Here is an 18,506-nt window from a genome sequence, read left to right on the forward strand (position 1 = left end):
TGCGACTCTCGACCGTTAAACCCATTCCAGCGAGTTAATTCATGACGCTAATCATTGAGGACGGCAGCGGCAAGCCTGACGCCGAAAGCTATGCGACGGCTGAGGATCTGGCTATGTACGCGACTAAGTTCGGCGTTGTCATTCCTGCGGGCGTAGCGGTACAGGAAGCATTGTTGCGCCGGGCTGCCTTGGCGATGGATGGCATGACGTGGAAAGGGCGCAAAACCAGAAGTGAACAAGCGTTGTCTTGGCCGCGCCGGGAAATCCATTTGGACGGCGAGAATAAGCCGCACAACTACCTCCCGGCGCGTATCCAGTATGGCCAGATGGCTCTGGCTGCTGAGATTCATCAGGACGATATCGACCCGGTAGAAAAGCGCAAAGGCGCAGTTGTCCGGGAGCGGGTTGAGGGCGCTGTAGATCGCGAATACGCAGCTATCCCTTCCACCAGCAACCGGCTGCTGCCAGCGGCGCCGGATCGGCCGAGCGCTACTCAGTTTGCTGACTATCTTCAGACGCGCGGGCTGTTTTCAATTCGCGTGTAGTGATGGGCATCCTTATGACATCCGAATGAATAGGGGGTATTATCGCGGAGTTGCCGCGGCAACTTCCCCTATCTAACTCAGCCTGTGCGCAGGCCGGAGGTTCACTATGAAGCCCGAATTTCGCATTCGAGAAGTAACGCGTTACGTCATTACTAAATATGATGACCGCGGTACTCATCCTGTAGCTCAAGTTGATAACCGAGAGTCTGCCGAGCAAATTGTTTCGGCCCTCGCCGCTCAAGCTGCGGGCAATTCCAGCGTTCTTAACACTCCTATTGACGACCTGAAGTTTTCTACAAGGACACGAAATAATTTGGTGGCCACCTGCGGATTTTCAACAGTGGGGGACTTGACCACAATTAATCAGGCTGCGCTTCTTGGCAAACATCGAGTCGGAGTGGAAACCTTGAGAGAGGTTCTCCAGTTTCTGAATGATCGAGGCATAGCTCATAACCTCGGAACACTGTAGAGCCGCAAAAGGCTTGCAAGCCCAGCCATAGAGCTGGGCTTTTCACATCTGGAGCCACCATGGCCTTTTACGACGAAATGGCCGTGATGGCTCTGGATATGCTCACAGAGTTCGGTCAGCCCATCCTGCTGCGAGAGATGATCGCTGGTGAGTACAACCCTGAAACGGGTCAGACAGGTCCAGAGCAGTTTAGCGAGCAGCTCGCGGAGGGCATGGTTCTGGATTTCACTGGCCTTGAGTTTCAGCGCAGCACGTTGATTCAGCAGGGCGACAAGAAAATCAAAATCGCCGCTCGAGACGTATTGCCACCGACCCTTTCAACGGTCGCAGTCTCTGACATCGCGGTATCAAACCTCTACGACTACTTCTTCCTGCCGCCCTCGGTCTGGTCCGTCATTAACGTGAAAGAGACCAACCCGGCTGGCGCGCCGCTTATATTCGAACTTCAAGGGAGGCGCTAATGAGCGTTCCGACAATCACCGCGTTGCCGGTGCCGCCTGCCCGAACAGAAGCCCCGCGGGACTTTACGCCCAAGATGGATCTGTTTGTCTCTGCGCTGCCTGTCTTCGGAGCTGAGGCGAATGCGCTTGCTGCATTCATGGATGAGCGCGCGGCTTCGGTTGAGAGTATCGCTACCGAGTCAGGCGAAAACGCAGTTTTGGCCCAGCAGGCGGCTGATGCTGCCGAGCGAAGTAGGGATGATGCGGCTGCCAGCCAAAAGGCCGCTGCCGCGTCTGAGTTGTCATCGGCAAGGCATGACGAGAGCGCCGGGCAGAGTCGTCAAGCAGCAGCGCAAAGTGCGAGTGTTGCTGCCCAAGAAAGCACCATAGCGCAGCAGGCAGCTTCAAGCGCTAACGGCAGCGCCAGTCAGGCAGCACAAAGCGAGTCTGGGGCCGCTACTTCCGCGAGTTCGGCTACGGCTAGCCAGCAATCTGCATCCCAATCAGCCGGTGCAGCCCAGACTAAGGCCAGCGAAGCGGCTCAGTCTGCTGAAAGCGCTGGCACTCGCGCGCAAGCCGCCAAGTCCAGCGCTGATGCCGCTGCATCGAGCGAGTCCAGCGCTGCCGAGTCAGCCAGACAGTCTGGCGTGTCAGCATCTGCATCATCGAGTTCAGCAGGGCAAGCGGCGCAGTCTGAGTCTGCGGCTCAATCCAGTAAGGCCGATGCATCTAAGTCGGCCAGTGCTGCCTCAACATCCGCAGCCAACGCAGCGGGTTCCGCTGTTGCCGCTGAAACCTACGCTGAGCTGTCGGGCGCAAGGGTTTACACCACCAAGGCGCTCGCTAACGCTGACCTTGCTTTATTGGTTGATGGTCAGCCGGTGCGTATCGTGGCTGATGAGAACTTCGCAGGCCGTTCAGCGTGGTACGTCATGCGGCTGGATGCGGGTGCAAGCCTCTCGTTGGATTTTGCCAACAACTCTTATGGCGTAGGTGCGCTGGAGCTGGTCAGGGTGCAGCCCGAGTCGGCGGAAATTGTCGCCGTACCTGCAAACGCTACAGCACCCGGTAAGCCCGGAAACATCGCTGTAGATGCCAATTATCTCTATGTCGCCACGGGCGCAAATCAATGGAAGCGCGCTGCGCTTGTGGAGTGGTAAGCAATGGCTTTGGTGCAAAAGCAATTTAGCGATCTGATTACATTTACGCGCTCGTCTGCTGGTGGTCGCTTCAATGATCGCGGGCTATTCGAGATGGTTCCGGCTAACCAACCGCGTTTTGATTACGACCCGATCACGCGTCAGCCATTGGGGCTGCTTATCGAGGAGAATCGAACCAACTTAATCGTTAACTCAAGTGACTATTCCCTTTGGAACAATAATGGAGCAGGAGCTTCTTTAGTCATAGCGCCCTCTCAATCTGATGGCCCTCTTGGTTTATCAACGATGAGTCGAATCTCTCGTGATGATTTAGGCATAAGGTATTTAACTAGATCTTTCGCTAGTGCGGCAGGCTCTACCATAACTGCCTCTCAACACGCCAAAGCCGGTGTGATAGGCGGATGGCTGGCTATGAGAGTACAAACCAACTATGCCAATCGTGTAGACGCTTTTTTCAACCTGATCACCGGTGATTTCTCGTACGCCACTACTGGTGACGTATCAGCAGTTTCAGCTCGGATGGTTCCAGTCGGGGGAGGAGTGTGGAGATGTATCTGTACAGCCACTTCGGGGGCCGTGCCATGGTCTTCTATTCTGCTGGCACCTCAAGATAGGCGTGGCGCAGTTGATATATCACCCGCCGAGCGTTCAGAGGTTTTTCTTGATGCTACACAAGTTGAGGTTGGCTCATTTGAAACCTCATTTATACCCACTGGAGGTTCTCAAGTAACACGCACTAGCGACATTGCTCGTGTAAGCACACTAAGTCCTTGGTACAACAGGAGCGAAGGTACTATGTTTGCCGTATTCAAACCTGCAGCTTCGCGCACAACAGAATTTCGAGCAATTATGTCTCTAGATGACGGTACTGCGCGCAACAGATTACAAGCTTATATGGCAGCTCCAGCAGGCAACGCCGAATTTAGGGCTTCGTCAGGTGATATATCGGTACCAGTCCCCTCCATACCGGCGGCCTATCCTCCTAATATCAACAAACTAGGAAAATCAGCCCTTAGCTATGACTCGAAGGGATTGACGGGGGTTGCAGGGTCGGTGCTTTCCAAAGCTCGTATTGCTTTCACGCCGCCAGAGGTTACCTCGCTCAAAATTGGTAGTAATCAATCCCAAAGCCAGCTCCTAAATGGCCACATATTGAGCATCAGTTACTACCCTCGCCGATTAACAGATTCTGAACTCGAGGCGCTAACCACATGATCGAGTACAGCGAAATCGGCTTAATCGTTGACTCACCGAGTGAGTACACGCAAGAGGGGGTAGAGATTAAACCCCCAACTTACCTAGACGGCTGGTTTGTAAATTTCACGCCGGTGGATTTCCCCGAAGAACTGGCTAAGTTCCAAATATTTCCTTCCAAGCCAGTACGGGTATTTTCCGGCGCTCCGACCGTGTTCTTGCGGTTTGAGGATGAAGCGCAATGGGCTAGCATCCGGGACAATTTGTTGCAGGACTGATTAACTCAGGAGTTCATATGTCCAAATATTCTGGGCTTAACGGAAGTTTTGCCGAGAGTATTCGGCAATTCGCTGAAAAGGCTGAGCAAGCGATAGATGCCACATTCCGTGAGATTGTGATTGAGATCGGGAGCACTGTTATCCGTATGTCGCCGGTGGGTAATCCAGAAATATGGGCTGCTAATGTGGCATACCGGACCGCAAACAAAGCCACCGCTGACGCCTACGACTTCAACGTTGCTGTTCGCAATACCGTCATCAACCTGACAGATAGCAACTTCACGAAGTCCGGTAGGTTCAAGCGCGGTGTTAAGTACGCCAAGCCCCTGACCAAAACTGAGCGCGACCAGAACTTCAATGTGAATGGCTTGGTCGCTGGTAAAGACTACGTAGGCGGCCGCTTCCGGGCTAACTGGCAGTTCTCAATCGACACCCCGGCTGATGGAGAAATTGAAGCCATTGACCCAAGCGGAAACGCCACGATTGCTGCACTGATGGCGCAAGTGAACAGCCTGACGATAGGCCAGACGGCGTACATCGTGAACAACCTGCCGTACGCCATTCCGCTTGAATATGGCCACTCCAAACAGGCCCCGCACGGCATGGTGCGCGTGACTCTGGCCGACTTTCAGCGCATCGTCGACGAAGCCATCAGGAATAACCGGGTATGAGTCATAAGACCATTCGCTCACTGTTTGAGGCGCGGCTGGCCGACTGGGCAAAGCTCAAAAAACCAGCGCTGCGCATCGCTTTCCAGAACGTCAGCTTTACCCCGGCCACCAATGAAACCTATCTGCGCGCGTTTTTGATGCCCGCAGGGACGGGAAGCGATGACCTTGCCGGTGACCATCGCGCTTATAGAGGGTTATTTCAGATCACGATCGTCACACCGGCTGGTGGCGGTTCAGGAACTGGGGAGGGGCTGGCTGAAGAACTGGCAGCGCTATTTCCCCTCAATGATCGCTTGAGCCAGGGAGATTTAACGGTGCTGGTAATGACTCCCGTCGAGCTCGGCCCGCAGCAACAAGAAGACACCAGCTACTCGCTGCCCGTCTCGTTTCAATACCGCGCCGACACCTTCTAATTCGCCCGTAGGGCAAACCAGAAACCCGCCATTGAGCGGGTTTTGTCATTTCTGAAAAGAGGAAAACCCAATGGGCTACAAATTACCGAACGGCGCTACGTTCCAGCATGCTGCGACCTATGCCGCGCCGCTAGCATTCTCTGGCATCAGCAACGCTACAGAAGCGGTGGCCACTGTGGCGGCTGCAACGTTGGTTGTGGGCGATATTGTATTGGTGTCCTCGAACTGGACACCTTTGAACGGTCGCGTTGCTCGGGTTAAAGCAGCCACGGCCACGGCAATTACGCTGGAAGGTATCGACACCAGCGATACCCAGGTCTATCCCCCGCTTAACGGCGCGGGCTCACTCAAAAAGGTTCTGGCATGGGCGCTGGTTCCACAGGTGAGCGACGTCGCGTTCTCGGGTGGTGAGCAGAACTACCTGACAGTCGCATTCCTTGAGGATGCCCAAGGGCGCGAGCTGCCAACTGATAAATCGCCTGCGCGTATGACGCTAACGGTTGCCGATGATCCAGCTCAGTCTTACGTGCCCATTGTTCAAGCAGCCGATGCTGGCGGTGCAGTCCATGCTTCGCGCCTCAACTTACCCGGCAAAGACACGATTTATTACGGCGCTATCACCGCGTGGTCGCCGCAACCGGTCGTGAGTCGTAGCAACCTGATGACCCGAACCATCACCTTGGCTCTGCAAGCGCCAATTACCCGCTACCTATCGTAAGGAACCGTCATGGCAACGTTCAAAATTGCGCAGAACCCGACCTTTAACGCTGACGTTGAGATACCTCGCGTTGGCGGCGAGGTCATTCAGGTTCCGTTTGAGTTTAAGTATCGCGACCGAAAGGGCTTGGCCAGTTTATTTGATAGCTGGGAACTGAGGCTGAAGAATGATCAAGAGGCGCTGAAAGCTAAGGGCGAGAGCCTGACCATTGCTGACACCACCGCCTCTCACATCGACTATCAGGTTGATCAGGTGCAAGACATCGTTGCGGGCTGGGGGTTTGATGACAAGTTTTCGCCTGAGTCGATTCGTGCTCTGGTTGAAACCTCGGCTGGCGCGGGTAATGCAATCGTCAAAGCTTATCAGGACGCCTACACGCCGGGCCGCTTGGGAAACTGATTGCCGCGGCGCGCGCACTCTATGGCGGTAGCGCGCCAACCGAAAAGCTCCTGATGTTCGGCCTTGCGCCTGAGGATTTGGATGAGGACGTGGAGGTTTGGCCTGATAACTGGCCCGCCTTCCGCCTTTTCAATGCTATGGCGACTCAGTGGCGCACCGGAGCATGCGGCGCAACAGGCCTCGACTACACATCCATTCGCGATGTGGCCGACTTCATCGGCATCAAGAAAAAACACATCAAAGAGATCTTTCCAGACCTACAAGTCATGGAGGCCGAGGCGTTGGCTGTCATGGCGGAGGATCGAGAACCCAGCCCGTAATTACGGGCATTTATTTTTAAGGTGAGTTATGGATATCGCGTCGCTCGGCATAAAAGTTGACTCGTCCGATGCAGCGAATGCCGTGACTGATCTGGACAAACTTTCTCAGTCGGGAGAGAGGGCTGAAAAGGCTGCAGAAGGCGTCGCAAGTGGGTTCGACAGAACTGCCGATGCCGCTCGAAAGCAGCGTCAAGACTTGGATTCGCTTCTCGGTAAAGTCGACCCGCTGACAAAAAAGCTTAATGAACTGGCGGCTCAGGAAGACAAACTGGCGGAAGCTCGCAAGGCTGGCCTGATTGGTGATGCCGCCTACTCGAACTACCAGCAGAAAATCGAAGCTTCATTGAATTCTTTGCTTGGCTTGAGCGGCGCTCAGAAGGTCGTCGGAGATTCGGCGGCAGACAGTGCATCACGCATTCAGGAGCTGGCTCAAGCAACTGTTCTGGCGGCTGAATCCCAGCGCGAGCTGTCTTCGGTCGCGACTGGCCTCTCTGAGGCGCAGCAAGGGCTGCTGACCGGGTCTCGCGCACTTGTTGGCAGTTATGCCGATTCTGCTTTAGGTGCAGACCGGTCGGCAGAAGCCGTAGAGCGCGTTGCGGCAGCCAGCAAGCGCAGTGGGGAAAGCGCGGCCAGTGAAATGGCTATCTTGGGTCAGCTTGAGCGTGCAATTAGCAGTGCGGCCGGCTCTAGAGAAAACCTGTCCAAGGCAAATGAGCTTTACGTTAAAGCCCAAGAACGCGGGCTTCTGACCGTCGAAGAAGAGATTCGCCTCGACACCGAACTTGAAAAGGCTGAGCTGAAAGTTGAGGCCGCTCGGCTTAAGCGCACCGCTGCCGAACAGAAAGAAGAGCAACAAAAACAGCGCTCGATTGAGGCCGAGAACCGGCGAATTGAGGCGCTAAAACGTACAGTTAACGGCATTGATCCGCTTACTCAGAAGTTGGGCAAGCTTGAGGCGCGAGAAAAGGCGCTCAACGATCTTTACAAGACCGGCGAGATTGATGCTAACGGCTACGCCGAGGCGCTGGCCAAAATCGGTAGGGATCGTGCAGGGCTGACCGAGGCAACAGGTGCTTTCGACAAGCTCAATCTAAGCACGAAACAGTCACAGCAAAATGTGATGCAGCTCATCAATGCGGTTCGAACCGGCGACTGGACGAGCGGTATTCGGGCGGTTACGCAGTTAGGCGGCGGCAGTGTTCTAGGCGGCATCAAGGAAAAGTTCGACACGTTGTTTACAGGCGGTGCCGGCGCTGCTGTCCTTGGTGAGTCGTTAGGTGACATTGCAGCCAAGTCCAAGGATGTGGCAGAAAAAGCGGGTGAGGCGGGCGAAAGTATTTCTGACCTCGCAGAGAAGTCCAACACGGCTGCTGAATCCACCGGAAACGCCAAAAAGGGACTTGAAGCGCTTAGCCTAAGCACTGGCCCGGTAGGGCTTGGCATGGCTGCTTTGGCAGTTGGTGTCGTTGCTGCTGCGGCGGCTGTAGGGGTTTTGGCGTACGGCTACTATCAAGGTAGCAAGGAGGCCGACGCCTACAATAAATCGCTGATTTTGACTGGCAACTATGCAGGCAGTAGCGCTGGCCAGTTGGCTGATCTGGCACGACAAGTCAGTGCTACAAATGGCACGACCGGAGAAGCCGCAGCCACATTAGCTAAACTTGCTGGAAGCAGTGCCATTGCCAGCAGCAGCTTTAAGGAAATCGCTGACGCTGCGGCGGCAATGGAGGACGCAACCGGCAGGTCTGTTGACGCAACGATTGCTGAGTTCGTCAAAATCGCCAAAGACCCTGTGTCAGCGGCCAAAGAACTGAATGATCAGTATCACTTCCTGACAGCCTCGGTTTACTCGCAGATTGTTGCGCTGAAAGAGCAGGGCAACACAACGGCAGCTACTGACCTTCTCACCAAGACCTACGCCGAAACTGTTCAGGATCGGTCAAGGCAGATCACTGAAAACCTAGGCACGATTGAGCGGGCATGGAAAGGCATTAAGGATGCAGCGGCTGGTGCGCTTGATGCCACGCTGAACATAGGTCGCGCCCTTACCCTAGAGCAGCAGGCCCAAACCCTGCGCGATCGAATTGCAAACAATCAGGGACGAGGCGGTCGGGCGGCAGCGCTTGGGCTTGATACCAGGAACAAAGAAAAGGATAAGGCAGACTTAGCCTTTCTCGAGCTTCAGATCGACGCTGAAAAGACCAAGAATAAGTATCTGGGTGACCGGAGAAAGATTCAGGATGATGCCATTGACGCTCAAACCAAGGTCGATGCGCTCACAAAGTCAGCCTGGACTAATGAGCAAAAGCGGACCGAGGCTCTTAAGGAGTATAAAAAGCAGCTAGATGACATTCGTAAGGCAAATCCGGATGACGCGCGTCTGAACAAGGGTGTTGTTGACAAGAACATCGCCAATATCAACGCTAAATTCAAAGATCCCAAGGCTGCATCCGCTGGCGCTGTCGATCTAACCGAGTTCAACACCTCCCAAAACGCAATCAAAACCATCTTGGCTGAATACGCTAACGCCCAGAAAGAGCTGGACGCTCTGCAAAAGGCGGGGCTGATTTCGCAGGAGGAGTTCGGTTGGAAGCGTGCCGGAATGATCGGCAACCAAAAGGACGAGATCACAGCCGCGTATGAGGCTGAGATTGCAGCCCTTGAATCCGCCAAGGCCAGAAAAACCACTTCTGCTGTCCAATCCATCGAACTCGACAAGAAAATCGCCAACGCTCGAACCGATATGGTCAAGGCGCAAAAGGATGCCGATAGCCAGCTTGAAGTTTTGCGGGTGAGCGAAGAGGGGCGAATCAATAAACAGACCCAAGCCGTTAAGAGCTACACCGACGCGTTGAACCAGCAGAATCACGCGCTACAACTGGCCGGACAACGTGCGGCGCTGGGTATCCGGCAAGGGGATCGGCAAAACGCACTGAACGGCGAGCTCAACGGCATCGCGGATAGAGCCAACCAGCAACGGTTGGATCTGGCACGAGACAAGTCCGACGCAGCGCGCAATATGAGCGCAGATGAGTACAACCATAAGTTGGCTGCGATCAACAAGAGTGAATCCGACCTTAAGGAAACCACGCTCAGCAACTATGAGGATATGTCGGCTGCGCAAAGCGACTGGCGTAACGGTGCAACCTCAGCGTTTCAGAACTACTTGGACAGCGCGCGGGATGTTGCAGGGCAGACCAAGTCGCTATTCGGCAATGCGTTCAGCTCGATGGAAGACTCTGTCGTCAACTTCGCCATTACCGGGAAGGCTTCGTTTGCGGACTTTACTAAGTCGATTTTGGCCGATATGGCGCGGATTGCAGCTCGGCAGGCAGCTTCAGGGATTCTTAGCTCTATGGGGGGGCTTGGCGTCTCAGCTGTCGGTTCTTACTTTGGCGGGGGCGCTGCATCAGCAGGCTCTACTCAGGCTGGATATAGCCCTGAGGTCATTGGTGGGTGGTCGGGCATTGCACAGGCCAATGGCGGCGCTTGGGAGTCTGGTGTGCAGATGTTTGCAGACGGTGGCGCGTTCACCAACTCCATTGTCAGCAAACCCACTGCGTTCGGAATGGCCAACGGCCAAATCGGTGTGATGGGCGAGGATGGGGAGGAGGCGATTATGCCGCTGACCCGTACAGCAGGAGGCAAACTCGGGGTTAGGGCTGTGGGCGGTGCTGCTGGCGGGGGGACTACGGTCAGCCTCAGTATGCCCATCATGGTAATGACCGACGAAGAGTCAGGTCGTCCGGCAGGGGCTGAACTCGATACTGAGGTATTCCAGCGCAACATGCAGGAGCGGATGCGCACCGTTGCGCGGGAAGAAATCTCCAAATCTTGGCGTCAGGGCGGCATCAGCAGTCGAAATGTAAAAGGATGATTTATGGCAATCGAGCGATTCACTTGGGCAATCGACAAGGGCGCAGAGGGGGATATCACTCACCGGGTTAGAACCAAGCAATTCGGTGACGGTTACGCACAATCGGTCGGTGATGGAATCAACAACAAATCCCAAGCTTGGCCGGTGACCTTTACCGGAACGAAGGAGCGCATCAAGGAGGTTATGGCCTTCATCGACCGGCACAAAGGAGCAAAAGCCTTTCTGTGGGTGCCACCACTCGGCGATTTGGGGTTATACAAGTGCACCGGTTACAAGCCCGCGCACCGCGGCGGCCAAATGTACGCAATCACGACTACTTTCGAACAAGCCTTCCACCCCTGAGATAACCCCCCATGGCATTGATCACGGACATCCAGAAACTGGAGCCCGGCGACGAGATTCGTCTGTTTGAAATAGACGGGAGCGAATATGGCGCCGATATCCTTCGCTTCCACGGGCATGCGATACCCCACGAGCCCGAAGAGCTAGACCCGGACGGACCTTCACTGTCGTTGGACTTTGTGGGTAACCAGTACGGTATTGATGACCAGAAAGGGGCTTCCCTGACACTGGACTTTGCGGGCAATTACTACAGCGCGGACAACGGTATGGAGCTGGCCGCCAAGTCCATCTGGTGGCAGGGCAACGAGTACGCTGCGTGGCCCGTCAACATAGAAGGCATTGGCGCTGACAGTGACGGGACGGCCTCGCGTCCGACGCTGGTTGCGGGCAACGTCAACGGTCGAGTCACGGCGTTGTGCTTGGCGTTTGAGGATCTGCTCAAGTTCAAGCTCACCGTGCGCGAAACCATGGCGAAGTACTTGGACGCAAACAACTTCTACGGCGGCAACCCAACTGCTGACCCAACCCAAGAGGCGCTGGAAATCTGGTTTATCGACCAGAAGACCGGCGAAGACGGCGAGCAAGTGCAGTGGGAATTGTCATCACCGGGCGAGATCGACAACCACGGCTTGCCCGGCAGGCAAATGACGACGTTTTGCCACTGGGCAATGACTGGCGGTTATCGCGGTCCGAACTGCGGCTACACCGGAGGGCTGATGTTTGACGATGAGGACAACCCAACGGACGACCCCAGCAAGGACATCTGCAAGGGCGGCCTGTCGTCCTGCAAATTGCGCTTCGGCGAAAACGAAGAACTCAGTCATGGCGGTTATCCCGCTGTATCTCTCATAGCGCGGAGTTGACCATGCGCAAAAACATTTTAAGCGCCATTCAGGCGCATGCGGCGGGTGAGTACCCGAAAGAGTGCTGCGGGTTGCTGCTGATCGTAGGACGCAAAGAGCAGTATTTCCCGTGCCGCAATACTGCCACGGAGCCAAACGAAGAGTTCCGGCTCGATCCTGAGGATTACGCCGCGGCGGAAGACTTGGGCGAGGTCATCGCAATTGTTCACTCGCACCCGGACGCCACCAGCCGACCGTCACCGCATGATCTGGCCATGTGCGAAGCAACGGCCTTGCCTTGGCACATTTTGAGCTGGCCCGAAGGGGATTTGCGCACGATCACGCCGACCGGACATACGCCGCTGCTCAAGCGCCCGTTTGTTCATGGGGCGTGGGACTGTTTTGCAGTTGTGAGAGATTTCTATGTGCGAGCGATGGGCATTGAACTGCCAAACTATCAGCGCGAGGACGGCTGGTGGGAGAGTGCGGGTAACGTCAGCCTGTACGAGGCTCACTACGAAGCGGCAGGCTTTGTGCGGGTCAACCAGCCACAGCGCGGAGACATGATCGTCATGGCGATCGGGCGGACGGCGCACCCGAATCATGCCGGGATTTACCTTGGCGGTGATCCGGCGTTACCTGGTGAAGAGTCTGATGTGTACGGGCCGGGGCCGTTTTTGCTGCATCACCTTTATGGGCGACCGTCTGAAGTGATCGTCTATGGCGGGCCTTGGCTGGATCGCACACGCCTAATCCTCAGGCATAAAGATGTAATCAAAACATGTTAGTTACTTGGTGAGTACGGCTCAGATCGAAGGTCCCATGTACGGCTATCTTCGTAACAACGGTGGAATTGAAAGGCGCTATGCTCTCGATGAACTTTAGGTAGCTTTCCTTCGTAGTCTTCGTGCAGTGCTAAAAAATACTTAGCTCCTAGATACACAGCTTTTATGGCGGTTTGAGGGATTTCAAAATCCTCGAATCTGATTTGAGGCTTGTTGTCGATGCGACGTGCGACTCGAATTTCCTCTTCATAAGACCAATGGAGTGACTTATATAGAAAAAGTCTTTCCAGCATGAGCCTGTCATTCATCGCTGTTAACTCACCGTGGTAGGGCAGTAGGTCACCCTCAACTGTTGGCCTCACGGTTGTGTAAATTATATTTCCTCTGCTAGCTGTGATGATGTTTGTTAAGGCACATTCCAATCCGGCCTCCTCAGCGTCAATGGCTACTACCCCTCCTTGATGGTTGCTGCCATAGTGGGCCCACATCAGAGGGTTCAAGGGGTTACGCGTCAGTGACAGTACTCCGATGGCATTCCGAATGGCGAATAACTTGTCGGCGTTAGCTGAACCGCAAGCTCGAATATTCAAGCCTTGCACGATGCGTCCAGCGGAGGAGGAACAATCAAAAGGGTCATTGAAATTCACTGGTTTCGTAAAGCGAATAGTGCAATTACGCAAGCACGCGTCCAAGCCTTCTAGGCTCATGTATTTGTAGACGAGCATCTCAACTCCTTAGATATTGAGTTAATGAATCAGTAGGGGCTAATGAGTCTAAATGTGCGTGAATTAGATATAAAGATCGCTTCTTTTTCTGTTGTTGAATCCCAAAGACCATATGCAGCTTGTATGACACTTCGCTCGAAACTCGAGCTACTTTGTTGAAATTTGGTACCTGCTTGATACTCAGCTCAGCCCGCGCTGGGCTTTTTGCATCTACCCTCCAATGCTAAAGTCTCGACAAACCTAAGAGGGAGCGACATGCGGATTCTGATAGCGGCGGTAACAGTAGCGATGCTGGCGGGGTGTGCAACCTCGCCAATTTCAGCTGACAAAGCAGATCCAGTTCCAAAGGATAGGTTTTATGCTTTTGGGGGTGCATCGGACTCTGAGCTGGTAGTTACCCGGGATTCCGGGTTCTCGGGGTCGGGATGCAAGCTTCGCTTTCACATTGATGGAAAGGCTGCAGCCGATTTTTACTCCGGTGAAGTCGCCCGGTTTGGTGTTACTCAGGGGCATCACGTGTTAGCAGTAGAGCCCGTCGGCATTTGCGGCGGTAGCGGTATATATGAAGCCGAGGTAACTGTGGTTAAAGGAGAATCTGTGCGACGCAGAATCTCTGGGGTGAGCGTTTACCCCACAACATTCTGAAAGTAGCACACTGAGCCTAGTAGTAAGCTCGCACTGGGCCACGATGGCCGGCTTCCCGTTGATCGTTGTTACCAATACGACCGTCGAGGAAATTCTCGAAGTGAATAGAGTTTTATCAAGCCGCCTACGGGCGGTTTTTTTATAGTTCGGAGAAAGCCATGTTGATGAGTGCCATCGAGTATCAACCCCTTACGACCATCAAGCTGTATGGAAGTCTCCGACAGTTTGGGCGAGAGTTTAAACTCAGCGTTCGATCTCCTGCTGAGGCAGTTAAGGCTCTGTGTGTTCAGGTGCCAGGCTTTGAGCGGTTTATCTCTAATGCCAAGTCCAGGGGGATGGAGTTTGCCATCTTTAGGGGCGTTAAAAATATTGAGGAAAAGGAGCTGGATTACAGTGGTATTGGTGAAATCCGGATTGCTCCCGTTATCACCGGAAGCAAGCGCGCCGGACTTTTGCAGACGATAGTCGGTGTTGCCTTAATTGCTGCTGTGGCTATTTTTGCCCCTGCTGGACTTGGAGCCATAGGCGCGGGAGGAGGCTGGGGCATAGCTGGTGCAGTCGGCGTTTCGATGGCCATCGGCGGCGTAATCCAAATGCTTAGCCCCCAAGCGCAAGGGATCAAAACCAGCGCAGCCCCCGAAAACACTCCCGGCTACGCATTCGGCAGCGGCAAGAACACCACTGCCTCCGGCAATCCAGTGCCCCTCTGTTACGGCCGTCGGCGCTGGGGCGGGGCAATCATCAGTGCTGCTATTTACGCTGAAGATCAGATGTAGATACCAACGAACACCGCGCCGCCTCTAAGGCGGTTTTTTTTCGCCTGGAGGAAAGTATGGGCGCAGCACAGTTAATCGACATCAGCGGCGCCAAGGGCGGATCAGACAAGCCAAAGACGCCAAGTGAAGCTCCAGACAGCCTTCGTTCCATTGCTTTGGCGAAGATGCTTATCGCAGTAGGAGAGGGCGAATTTGACGGCACACCCACGGCCAAAAACATCTTTCTCGACAACACTCCGTTGCAGGACGAACAAGGCAATTACAACTTCCCCAATGTAAAGTGGGAGTGGCGCACCGGATCCGTTGAGCAACCCTATATCCCTGGCATTCCCTCGGTAGAGAACGAAACCGCCCTAGGCATCGAGCTTCGTAGCGGTACACCTTGGGTGAGGGCTATCAGCAATACTCAGCTTTCCGCTGTGCGTCTTCGTTTTGCTTGGCCAACGCTGCAGTCGATAGATGACAGCAGCAACATCAACGGTTACCGGATTGAGTACAAGGTTGAGTTGTCCACGGATGGAGGCGCCTATAAGGAAGTGCTGAGTGAGGCCGTAGACGGCAAGACCACCAGCACTTACGAGCGCACGCGGCGTATTGACTTGCCAAAGGCGGCGAGCGGCTGGCTGCTACGGGTGACCCGGATCACCGTTAACCAGAACAACAACAAAATCGCCGACACCATGCAAATCGCCGGTTTCACTGAGGTCATCGACGCCAAGCTGCGCTATCCAAATACCGCGCTGCTCTACATTGAGTTTTCAGCCGAGCAGTTCCGCAACATCCCGGCAATCACGGTCGAGTGCGATGCGCGCAAAATGCCGGTGCCGAGCAATTACGACCCTCGTACCCGAACCTACATCGGTGTGTGGGATGGCACCTTCAAACAGGCATGGACCGACAATCCAGTCTGGATGACCTACGACATCACCGTGAATGATCGGTTTGGCCTTGGCCGCCGAATCAAACCTTGGCAGGTCGACAAGTGGGAGTTGTACCGCATTGCTCAGTATTGCGACCAGTTGGTGCCCGATGGGAAGGGTGGGATGGAGCCGCGTTTTATCTGCAACCTGAACCTGCAAAGCAAGGCAGACGCTTGGTCGCTTCTGCGGGATATTTCTGCAATTTACCGCGGCATGACTTACTGGGCCCAAGGCCAAGTGTTCTCATTGTCGGACATGCCGCGTGCGACAGACTTCGATTTCGCCTACACCCGAGCCAATGTCATAGACGGCAAGTTCACCTATGGTGGCGCATCAGAGCGTACACGCTATAGCCGCGCCCTTATCAGCTACGACAACCCGGCCAACAATTACGACACCGACGTCACCGCGGTGACTGACAGCAAGTTGCAGCGCCGCTATGGCGACAACCTTCTTGAGATCAGCGCCATTGGCTGTACGCGGGAATCCGAGGCGCAGCGCCGTGGTAAGTGGGCGTTACTGACCAACGCCAAAGATCGGGCGGTTACGTTCAGGACGGGCCTAGCCGGGCGTATTCCATTGCCTGGCTACGTCATTCCGATTGCTGACGAGTTGATTGCAGGGCGTCCGGTAGGTGGTCTTGTCTCGGCGGTCAGCGGCAGGATCATCACCTTGGACCGTGACACCTCAGCTAAGCCCGGTGATCGTCTGATTCTCAACTTGCCAGATGGCAAGTGTGAAGGTCGTACAGTTCAGATGGTCAGCGGGCGTAAGCTTACGGTTACCACGGCCTACTCCGTCGCGCCTGAGCCAGAACTGGTTTGGTGCTTAGATGCTGATGATCTGGCGGTTCCGCTTTACCGTGTTACCAGCGTGTCTCGGCCTGAGCCTGGCGTCTTCGAAATCTCGGCCGTGCAGTACGACCCGAGCAAGTTTGCGCATATCGACACCGGCGCCCGCCTAGAAGAACGACCTATCAGTGTGATTCCAATCACTGTTGTGCCGCCACCGGCGAGCGTGACGCTGACATCAAACTCTGCAATTGCCCAAGGCTTGGCTGTAACCACCATGACCATTGCTTGGGCGTCTGTACCTGGCGCCGTGGCCTACGATGTGGAGTGGCGCAAGGACAGTGGTAACTGGATCAAGATGCAGCGTACCGGTGCGTCCAGTGTTGACGTGACAGGTATTTATGCGGGCGCGTACTTGGCCAGAGTACGTGCGGTTAGCTCGTTCGATATTTCCTCGATTTGGAAGTCATCGCAACTGACCAATCTCAAGGGCAAGGAAGGCTTGCCACCGGCAGTCAGCTTCTTGACGACACAAAGCTTGCTATTCGAAATCGGCCTCAAGTGGGGCTTCCCAGCAGGTGCAGAGGACACCCAGAGAACGGAGATCTGGTACAGCAAATCTAACAACCTTGGGACTGCCGCCAAGCTGTCGGATCTGGCCTTTCCCCAGAGCGACTTCAAACTGCAAAGCCTGACCGCAGGCGCTCAGTTCTTCTTCTGGGCGCGGCTGGTCGATCGTACCGGCAACATCGGGCCGTTTTACCCGGTGAAAGACGGCGTGATGGGGCAGGCCAGCGCCGATGCGGGCCCGATTTTGGAGATGATCGCTGGGCAGATTGGCGAGACGGAACTGGGCAAACACTTGCTGGATCGAGTCGACCTGATCGACGGCGATGGGCCGGGCTCTGTGAATGGACGTCTCAATGAGGCCAAGAAGGAACTGGAAGGCCTGATCGACGAAATTACCGACGCACTGGAGTACGACGACACCAAAACCTACGCCTCGGGCGAAGTGGTGCGCTTGGGTAATCGACTGTTTCAGGCGATCGCAGCCACTACCGGCAATCCGCCGCCGAACGCGACTTACTGGCTCGACATTGGCACTTTGGCCGAAACCACCAACGCGCTTGTGCTGCAAGTGCAAAAGAACTCGGCCAGCATCATCGAACAGGACGGCAAGATTACTGCGCAGGCCGAGCAGCTCAGCGCGATCAACGCCAAGGTGACTGATCCGGTGACCGGGCTTGAAGCCACGGCCAGCGGGTTGAGTTCGCTCACCAGCACGGTGGAAGTCCTGGACGGCGAGATCAAGGCGACTTCGGAAAAAGTCGACGGCGTTTACGCAGTCATTGACTCGGGCTCCGCGGGTGATGAAAGCGGCAGCGCCGGTGATGAGCGCTCGTCAGCTGGGGCTGAGTCGTTGATGTCTGTCATTGCCGAGCGTGACTTTGCCCAATCAGTGCGTACTGACAGGGTTATCGCGCAGGTCAACGATACCTCTGCCGCTGTCGAGGTTGTGAGCAAGGCTCAGGCTGACTTCGAAGGTAAAGCCAGCACCATGTGGTCGGTCAAGATGCAGGTGAACACTAATGGTCAGCTGGTCACGGCAGGAATCGGGCTGGGCATCGAAACCGATGCAAACGGCGTTACACAGAGCCAGTTTTTAGTGAGTGCAGATCGCTTTGCTGTGGTTGGAGCGCTCGCGGGAGGGGAGGTATTCACACCCTTCGTGGTTCAGAATGGACAAGTGTTTATGTCGTCGGCATTTATTCAGGACGGGACCATCACTAATGCCAAGATCGGGAATTATATTCAGTCGAATAATTATGTAGCTGGTGTATCGGGCTGGAAGTTGTTCTTCGATGGGACGTTTGAAGTTAATGGGGCGTTCGGCGGGCAGGCGCGGCAGGTCATTAATAACCGTGGGGGTAAGGTTTTCGATGAAAATGGTGTGAAACGCTATCAGTGGGGAGACCTTACCGCATGAGTTACGGAGTTAGAACGTGGAGTGCTAATGGCACGCTGCAATTGGATACGGGCACTTTCACATATCAGGTTTTGCATAGCCAGACTTACGCACTGGCTAAAGAACAGATGATAACAGTTCAGGTGCCCGAATTTAGAACCGATAACTGCTCAGCAGCAATACTGCCTATAGGCGCGCCTTCCGGGGCTTATGCAAATGACGCAATGCCA

The 18,506-nt window shown here is 54.9% G+C and carries 18 protein-coding genes; 17 read left to right on the forward strand and 1 reads right to left on the reverse strand.

The genetic code is table 11. The features are described 5' to 3' along the window. Window positions 1-41: 41 nt before the first annotated feature. From AQS70_RS10710 to AQS70_RS10780, 15 genes are all read left to right on the forward strand, one after another. Window positions 42-545: a DnaT-like ssDNA-binding protein gene (locus AQS70_RS10710; RefSeq protein WP_055102752.1), complete on the forward strand. Its 504-nt coding sequence runs from the start codon at window positions 42-44 to the stop codon at window positions 543-545. Between the two features lie 106 nt (window positions 546-651). Continuing rightward, on the forward strand, window positions 652-1,014 hold the full coding sequence (locus AQS70_RS10715) for a DNA-directed RNA polymerase subunit alpha C-terminal domain-containing protein (RefSeq protein ID WP_055102753.1): 363 nt from the start codon (window positions 652-654) through the stop codon (window positions 1,012-1,014). Window positions 1,015-1,073: 59 nt separating this feature from the next. Next, window positions 1,074-1,475, forward strand: coding sequence for a hypothetical protein (locus AQS70_RS10720; protein ID WP_055102754.1), 402 nt, complete (start codon window positions 1,074-1,076; stop codon window positions 1,473-1,475). Then, window positions 1,475-2,614, forward strand: coding sequence for a hypothetical protein (locus AQS70_RS10725; RefSeq protein WP_055102755.1), 1,140 nt, complete (start codon window positions 1,475-1,477; stop codon window positions 2,612-2,614). The genes AQS70_RS10720 and AQS70_RS10725 overlap by 1 nt, the downstream gene beginning before the upstream one ends. 3 nt (window positions 2,615-2,617) lie before the next feature. Then, window positions 2,618-3,829, forward strand: a complete 1,212-nt coding sequence (locus AQS70_RS23630; protein WP_156355135.1) for a phage head spike fiber domain-containing protein — start codon at window positions 2,618-2,620, stop codon at window positions 3,827-3,829. Continuing rightward, window positions 3,826-4,086 carry a hypothetical protein gene (locus tag AQS70_RS10735; protein WP_055102757.1) on the forward strand — a complete coding sequence of 87 codons (261 nt, stop codon included), beginning with the start codon at window positions 3,826-3,828 and terminating at the stop codon, window positions 4,084-4,086. The genes AQS70_RS23630 and AQS70_RS10735 overlap by 4 nt, the downstream gene beginning before the upstream one ends. Window positions 4,087-4,103: 17 nt before the next feature. Next, window positions 4,104-4,757, forward strand: coding sequence for a hypothetical protein (locus AQS70_RS10740; protein WP_055102758.1), 654 nt, complete (start codon window positions 4,104-4,106; stop codon window positions 4,755-4,757). Continuing rightward, window positions 4,754-5,170, forward strand: coding sequence for a DUF4128 domain-containing protein (locus tag AQS70_RS10745; protein WP_055102759.1), 417 nt, complete (start codon window positions 4,754-4,756; stop codon window positions 5,168-5,170). The genes AQS70_RS10740 and AQS70_RS10745 overlap by 4 nt, the downstream gene beginning before the upstream one ends. 70 nt (window positions 5,171-5,240) lie before the next feature. Continuing rightward, on the forward strand, window positions 5,241-5,888 hold the full coding sequence (locus AQS70_RS10750; protein ID WP_055102760.1) for a phage tail protein: 648 nt from the start codon (window positions 5,241-5,243) through the stop codon (window positions 5,886-5,888). Between the two features lie 9 nt (window positions 5,889-5,897). After that, window positions 5,898-6,287 (forward strand): phage tail assembly chaperone, encoded by a 390-nt coding sequence (locus AQS70_RS10755; protein WP_055102761.1) that lies wholly within the window; start codon window positions 5,898-5,900, stop codon window positions 6,285-6,287. A gap of 53 nt (window positions 6,288-6,340) precedes the next feature. Further along, window positions 6,341-6,607: a DUF1799 domain-containing protein gene (locus AQS70_RS10760; RefSeq protein WP_055102762.1), complete on the forward strand. Its 267-nt coding sequence runs from the start codon at window positions 6,341-6,343 to the stop codon at window positions 6,605-6,607. Between the two features lie 28 nt (window positions 6,608-6,635). Further along, on the forward strand, window positions 6,636-10,484 hold the full coding sequence (locus AQS70_RS10765; RefSeq protein ID WP_164488182.1) for a phage tail tape measure protein: 3,849 nt from the start codon (window positions 6,636-6,638) through the stop codon (window positions 10,482-10,484). Between the two features lie 3 nt (window positions 10,485-10,487). Beyond that, on the forward strand, window positions 10,488-10,826 hold the full coding sequence (locus AQS70_RS10770) for a phage tail protein (protein WP_055102763.1): 339 nt from the start codon (window positions 10,488-10,490) through the stop codon (window positions 10,824-10,826). 11 nt (window positions 10,827-10,837) lie between these two features. Then, window positions 10,838-11,689, forward strand: coding sequence for a phage minor tail protein L (locus AQS70_RS10775; protein WP_055102764.1), 852 nt, complete (start codon window positions 10,838-10,840; stop codon window positions 11,687-11,689). Between the two features lie 2 nt (window positions 11,690-11,691). After that, entirely contained in the window at window positions 11,692-12,456 is a 765-nt protein-coding gene (locus AQS70_RS10780) for a C40 family peptidase (RefSeq protein ID WP_055102765.1), read from the forward strand. On the opposite strand, the gene AQS70_RS10785 is transcribed toward AQS70_RS10780, so the two are convergent. Next, on the reverse strand, window positions 12,453-13,178 hold the full coding sequence (locus AQS70_RS10785; protein WP_055102766.1) for a DUF2971 domain-containing protein: 726 nt from the start codon (window positions 13,176-13,178) through the stop codon (window positions 12,453-12,455). The genes AQS70_RS10780 and AQS70_RS10785 overlap by 4 nt on opposite strands. An 803-nt stretch (window positions 13,179-13,981) precedes the next feature. Here AQS70_RS10785 and AQS70_RS10795 point away from each other — a divergent pair. Together AQS70_RS10795 and AQS70_RS10800 are read left to right on the forward strand one after the other, a co-directional pair. Continuing rightward, window positions 13,982-14,599, forward strand: a complete 618-nt coding sequence (locus AQS70_RS10795) for a tail assembly protein (protein ID WP_055102768.1) — start codon at window positions 13,982-13,984, stop codon at window positions 14,597-14,599. Between the two features lie 56 nt (window positions 14,600-14,655). Further along, window positions 14,656-18,297 carry a TipJ family phage tail tip protein gene (locus AQS70_RS10800; RefSeq protein WP_055102769.1) on the forward strand — a complete coding sequence of 1,214 codons (3,642 nt, stop codon included), beginning with the start codon at window positions 14,656-14,658 and terminating at the stop codon, window positions 18,295-18,297. Window positions 18,298-18,506: the final 209 nt, after the last annotated feature.

This window comes from Pseudomonas endophytica (assembly GCF_001411475.1).
GTDB classification, from domain to species: domain Bacteria; phylum Pseudomonadota; class Gammaproteobacteria; order Pseudomonadales; family Pseudomonadaceae; genus Aquipseudomonas; species Aquipseudomonas endophytica.

Coding starts and splice junctions, on each gene's coding strand:
- AQS70_RS10710 (WP_055102752.1), top strand. CDS start 42: ATGACGCTAATCATTGAGGACGGCAGCGGCAAGCCTGACGCCGAAAGC.
- AQS70_RS10715 (WP_055102753.1), top strand. CDS start 652: ATGAAGCCCGAATTTCGCATTCGAGAAGTAACGCGTTACGTCATTACT.
- AQS70_RS10720 (WP_055102754.1), top strand. CDS start 1,074: ATGGCCTTTTACGACGAAATGGCCGTGATGGCTCTGGATATGCTCACA.
- AQS70_RS10725 (WP_055102755.1), top strand. CDS start 1,475: ATGAGCGTTCCGACAATCACCGCGTTGCCGGTGCCGCCTGCCCGAACA.
- AQS70_RS23630 (WP_156355135.1), top strand. CDS start 2,618: ATGGCTTTGGTGCAAAAGCAATTTAGCGATCTGATTACATTTACGCGC.
- AQS70_RS10735 (WP_055102757.1), top strand. CDS start 3,826: ATGATCGAGTACAGCGAAATCGGCTTAATCGTTGACTCACCGAGTGAG.
- AQS70_RS10740 (WP_055102758.1), top strand. CDS start 4,104: ATGTCCAAATATTCTGGGCTTAACGGAAGTTTTGCCGAGAGTATTCGG.
- AQS70_RS10745 (WP_055102759.1), top strand. CDS start 4,754: ATGAGTCATAAGACCATTCGCTCACTGTTTGAGGCGCGGCTGGCCGAC.
- AQS70_RS10750 (WP_055102760.1), top strand. CDS start 5,241: ATGGGCTACAAATTACCGAACGGCGCTACGTTCCAGCATGCTGCGACC.
- AQS70_RS10755 (WP_055102761.1), top strand. CDS start 5,898: ATGGCAACGTTCAAAATTGCGCAGAACCCGACCTTTAACGCTGACGTT.
- AQS70_RS10760 (WP_055102762.1), top strand. CDS start 6,341: ATGTTCGGCCTTGCGCCTGAGGATTTGGATGAGGACGTGGAGGTTTGG.
- AQS70_RS10765 (WP_164488182.1), top strand. CDS start 6,636: ATGGATATCGCGTCGCTCGGCATAAAAGTTGACTCGTCCGATGCAGCG.
- AQS70_RS10770 (WP_055102763.1), top strand. CDS start 10,488: ATGGCAATCGAGCGATTCACTTGGGCAATCGACAAGGGCGCAGAGGGG.
- AQS70_RS10775 (WP_055102764.1), top strand. CDS start 10,838: ATGGCATTGATCACGGACATCCAGAAACTGGAGCCCGGCGACGAGATT.
- AQS70_RS10780 (WP_055102765.1), top strand. CDS start 11,692: ATGCGCAAAAACATTTTAAGCGCCATTCAGGCGCATGCGGCGGGTGAG.
- AQS70_RS10785 (WP_055102766.1), bottom strand. CDS start 13,178: ATGCTCGTCTACAAATACATGAGCCTAGAAGGCTTGGACGCGTGCTTG.
- AQS70_RS10795 (WP_055102768.1), top strand. CDS start 13,982: ATGTTGATGAGTGCCATCGAGTATCAACCCCTTACGACCATCAAGCTG.
- AQS70_RS10800 (WP_055102769.1), top strand. CDS start 14,656: ATGGGCGCAGCACAGTTAATCGACATCAGCGGCGCCAAGGGCGGATCA.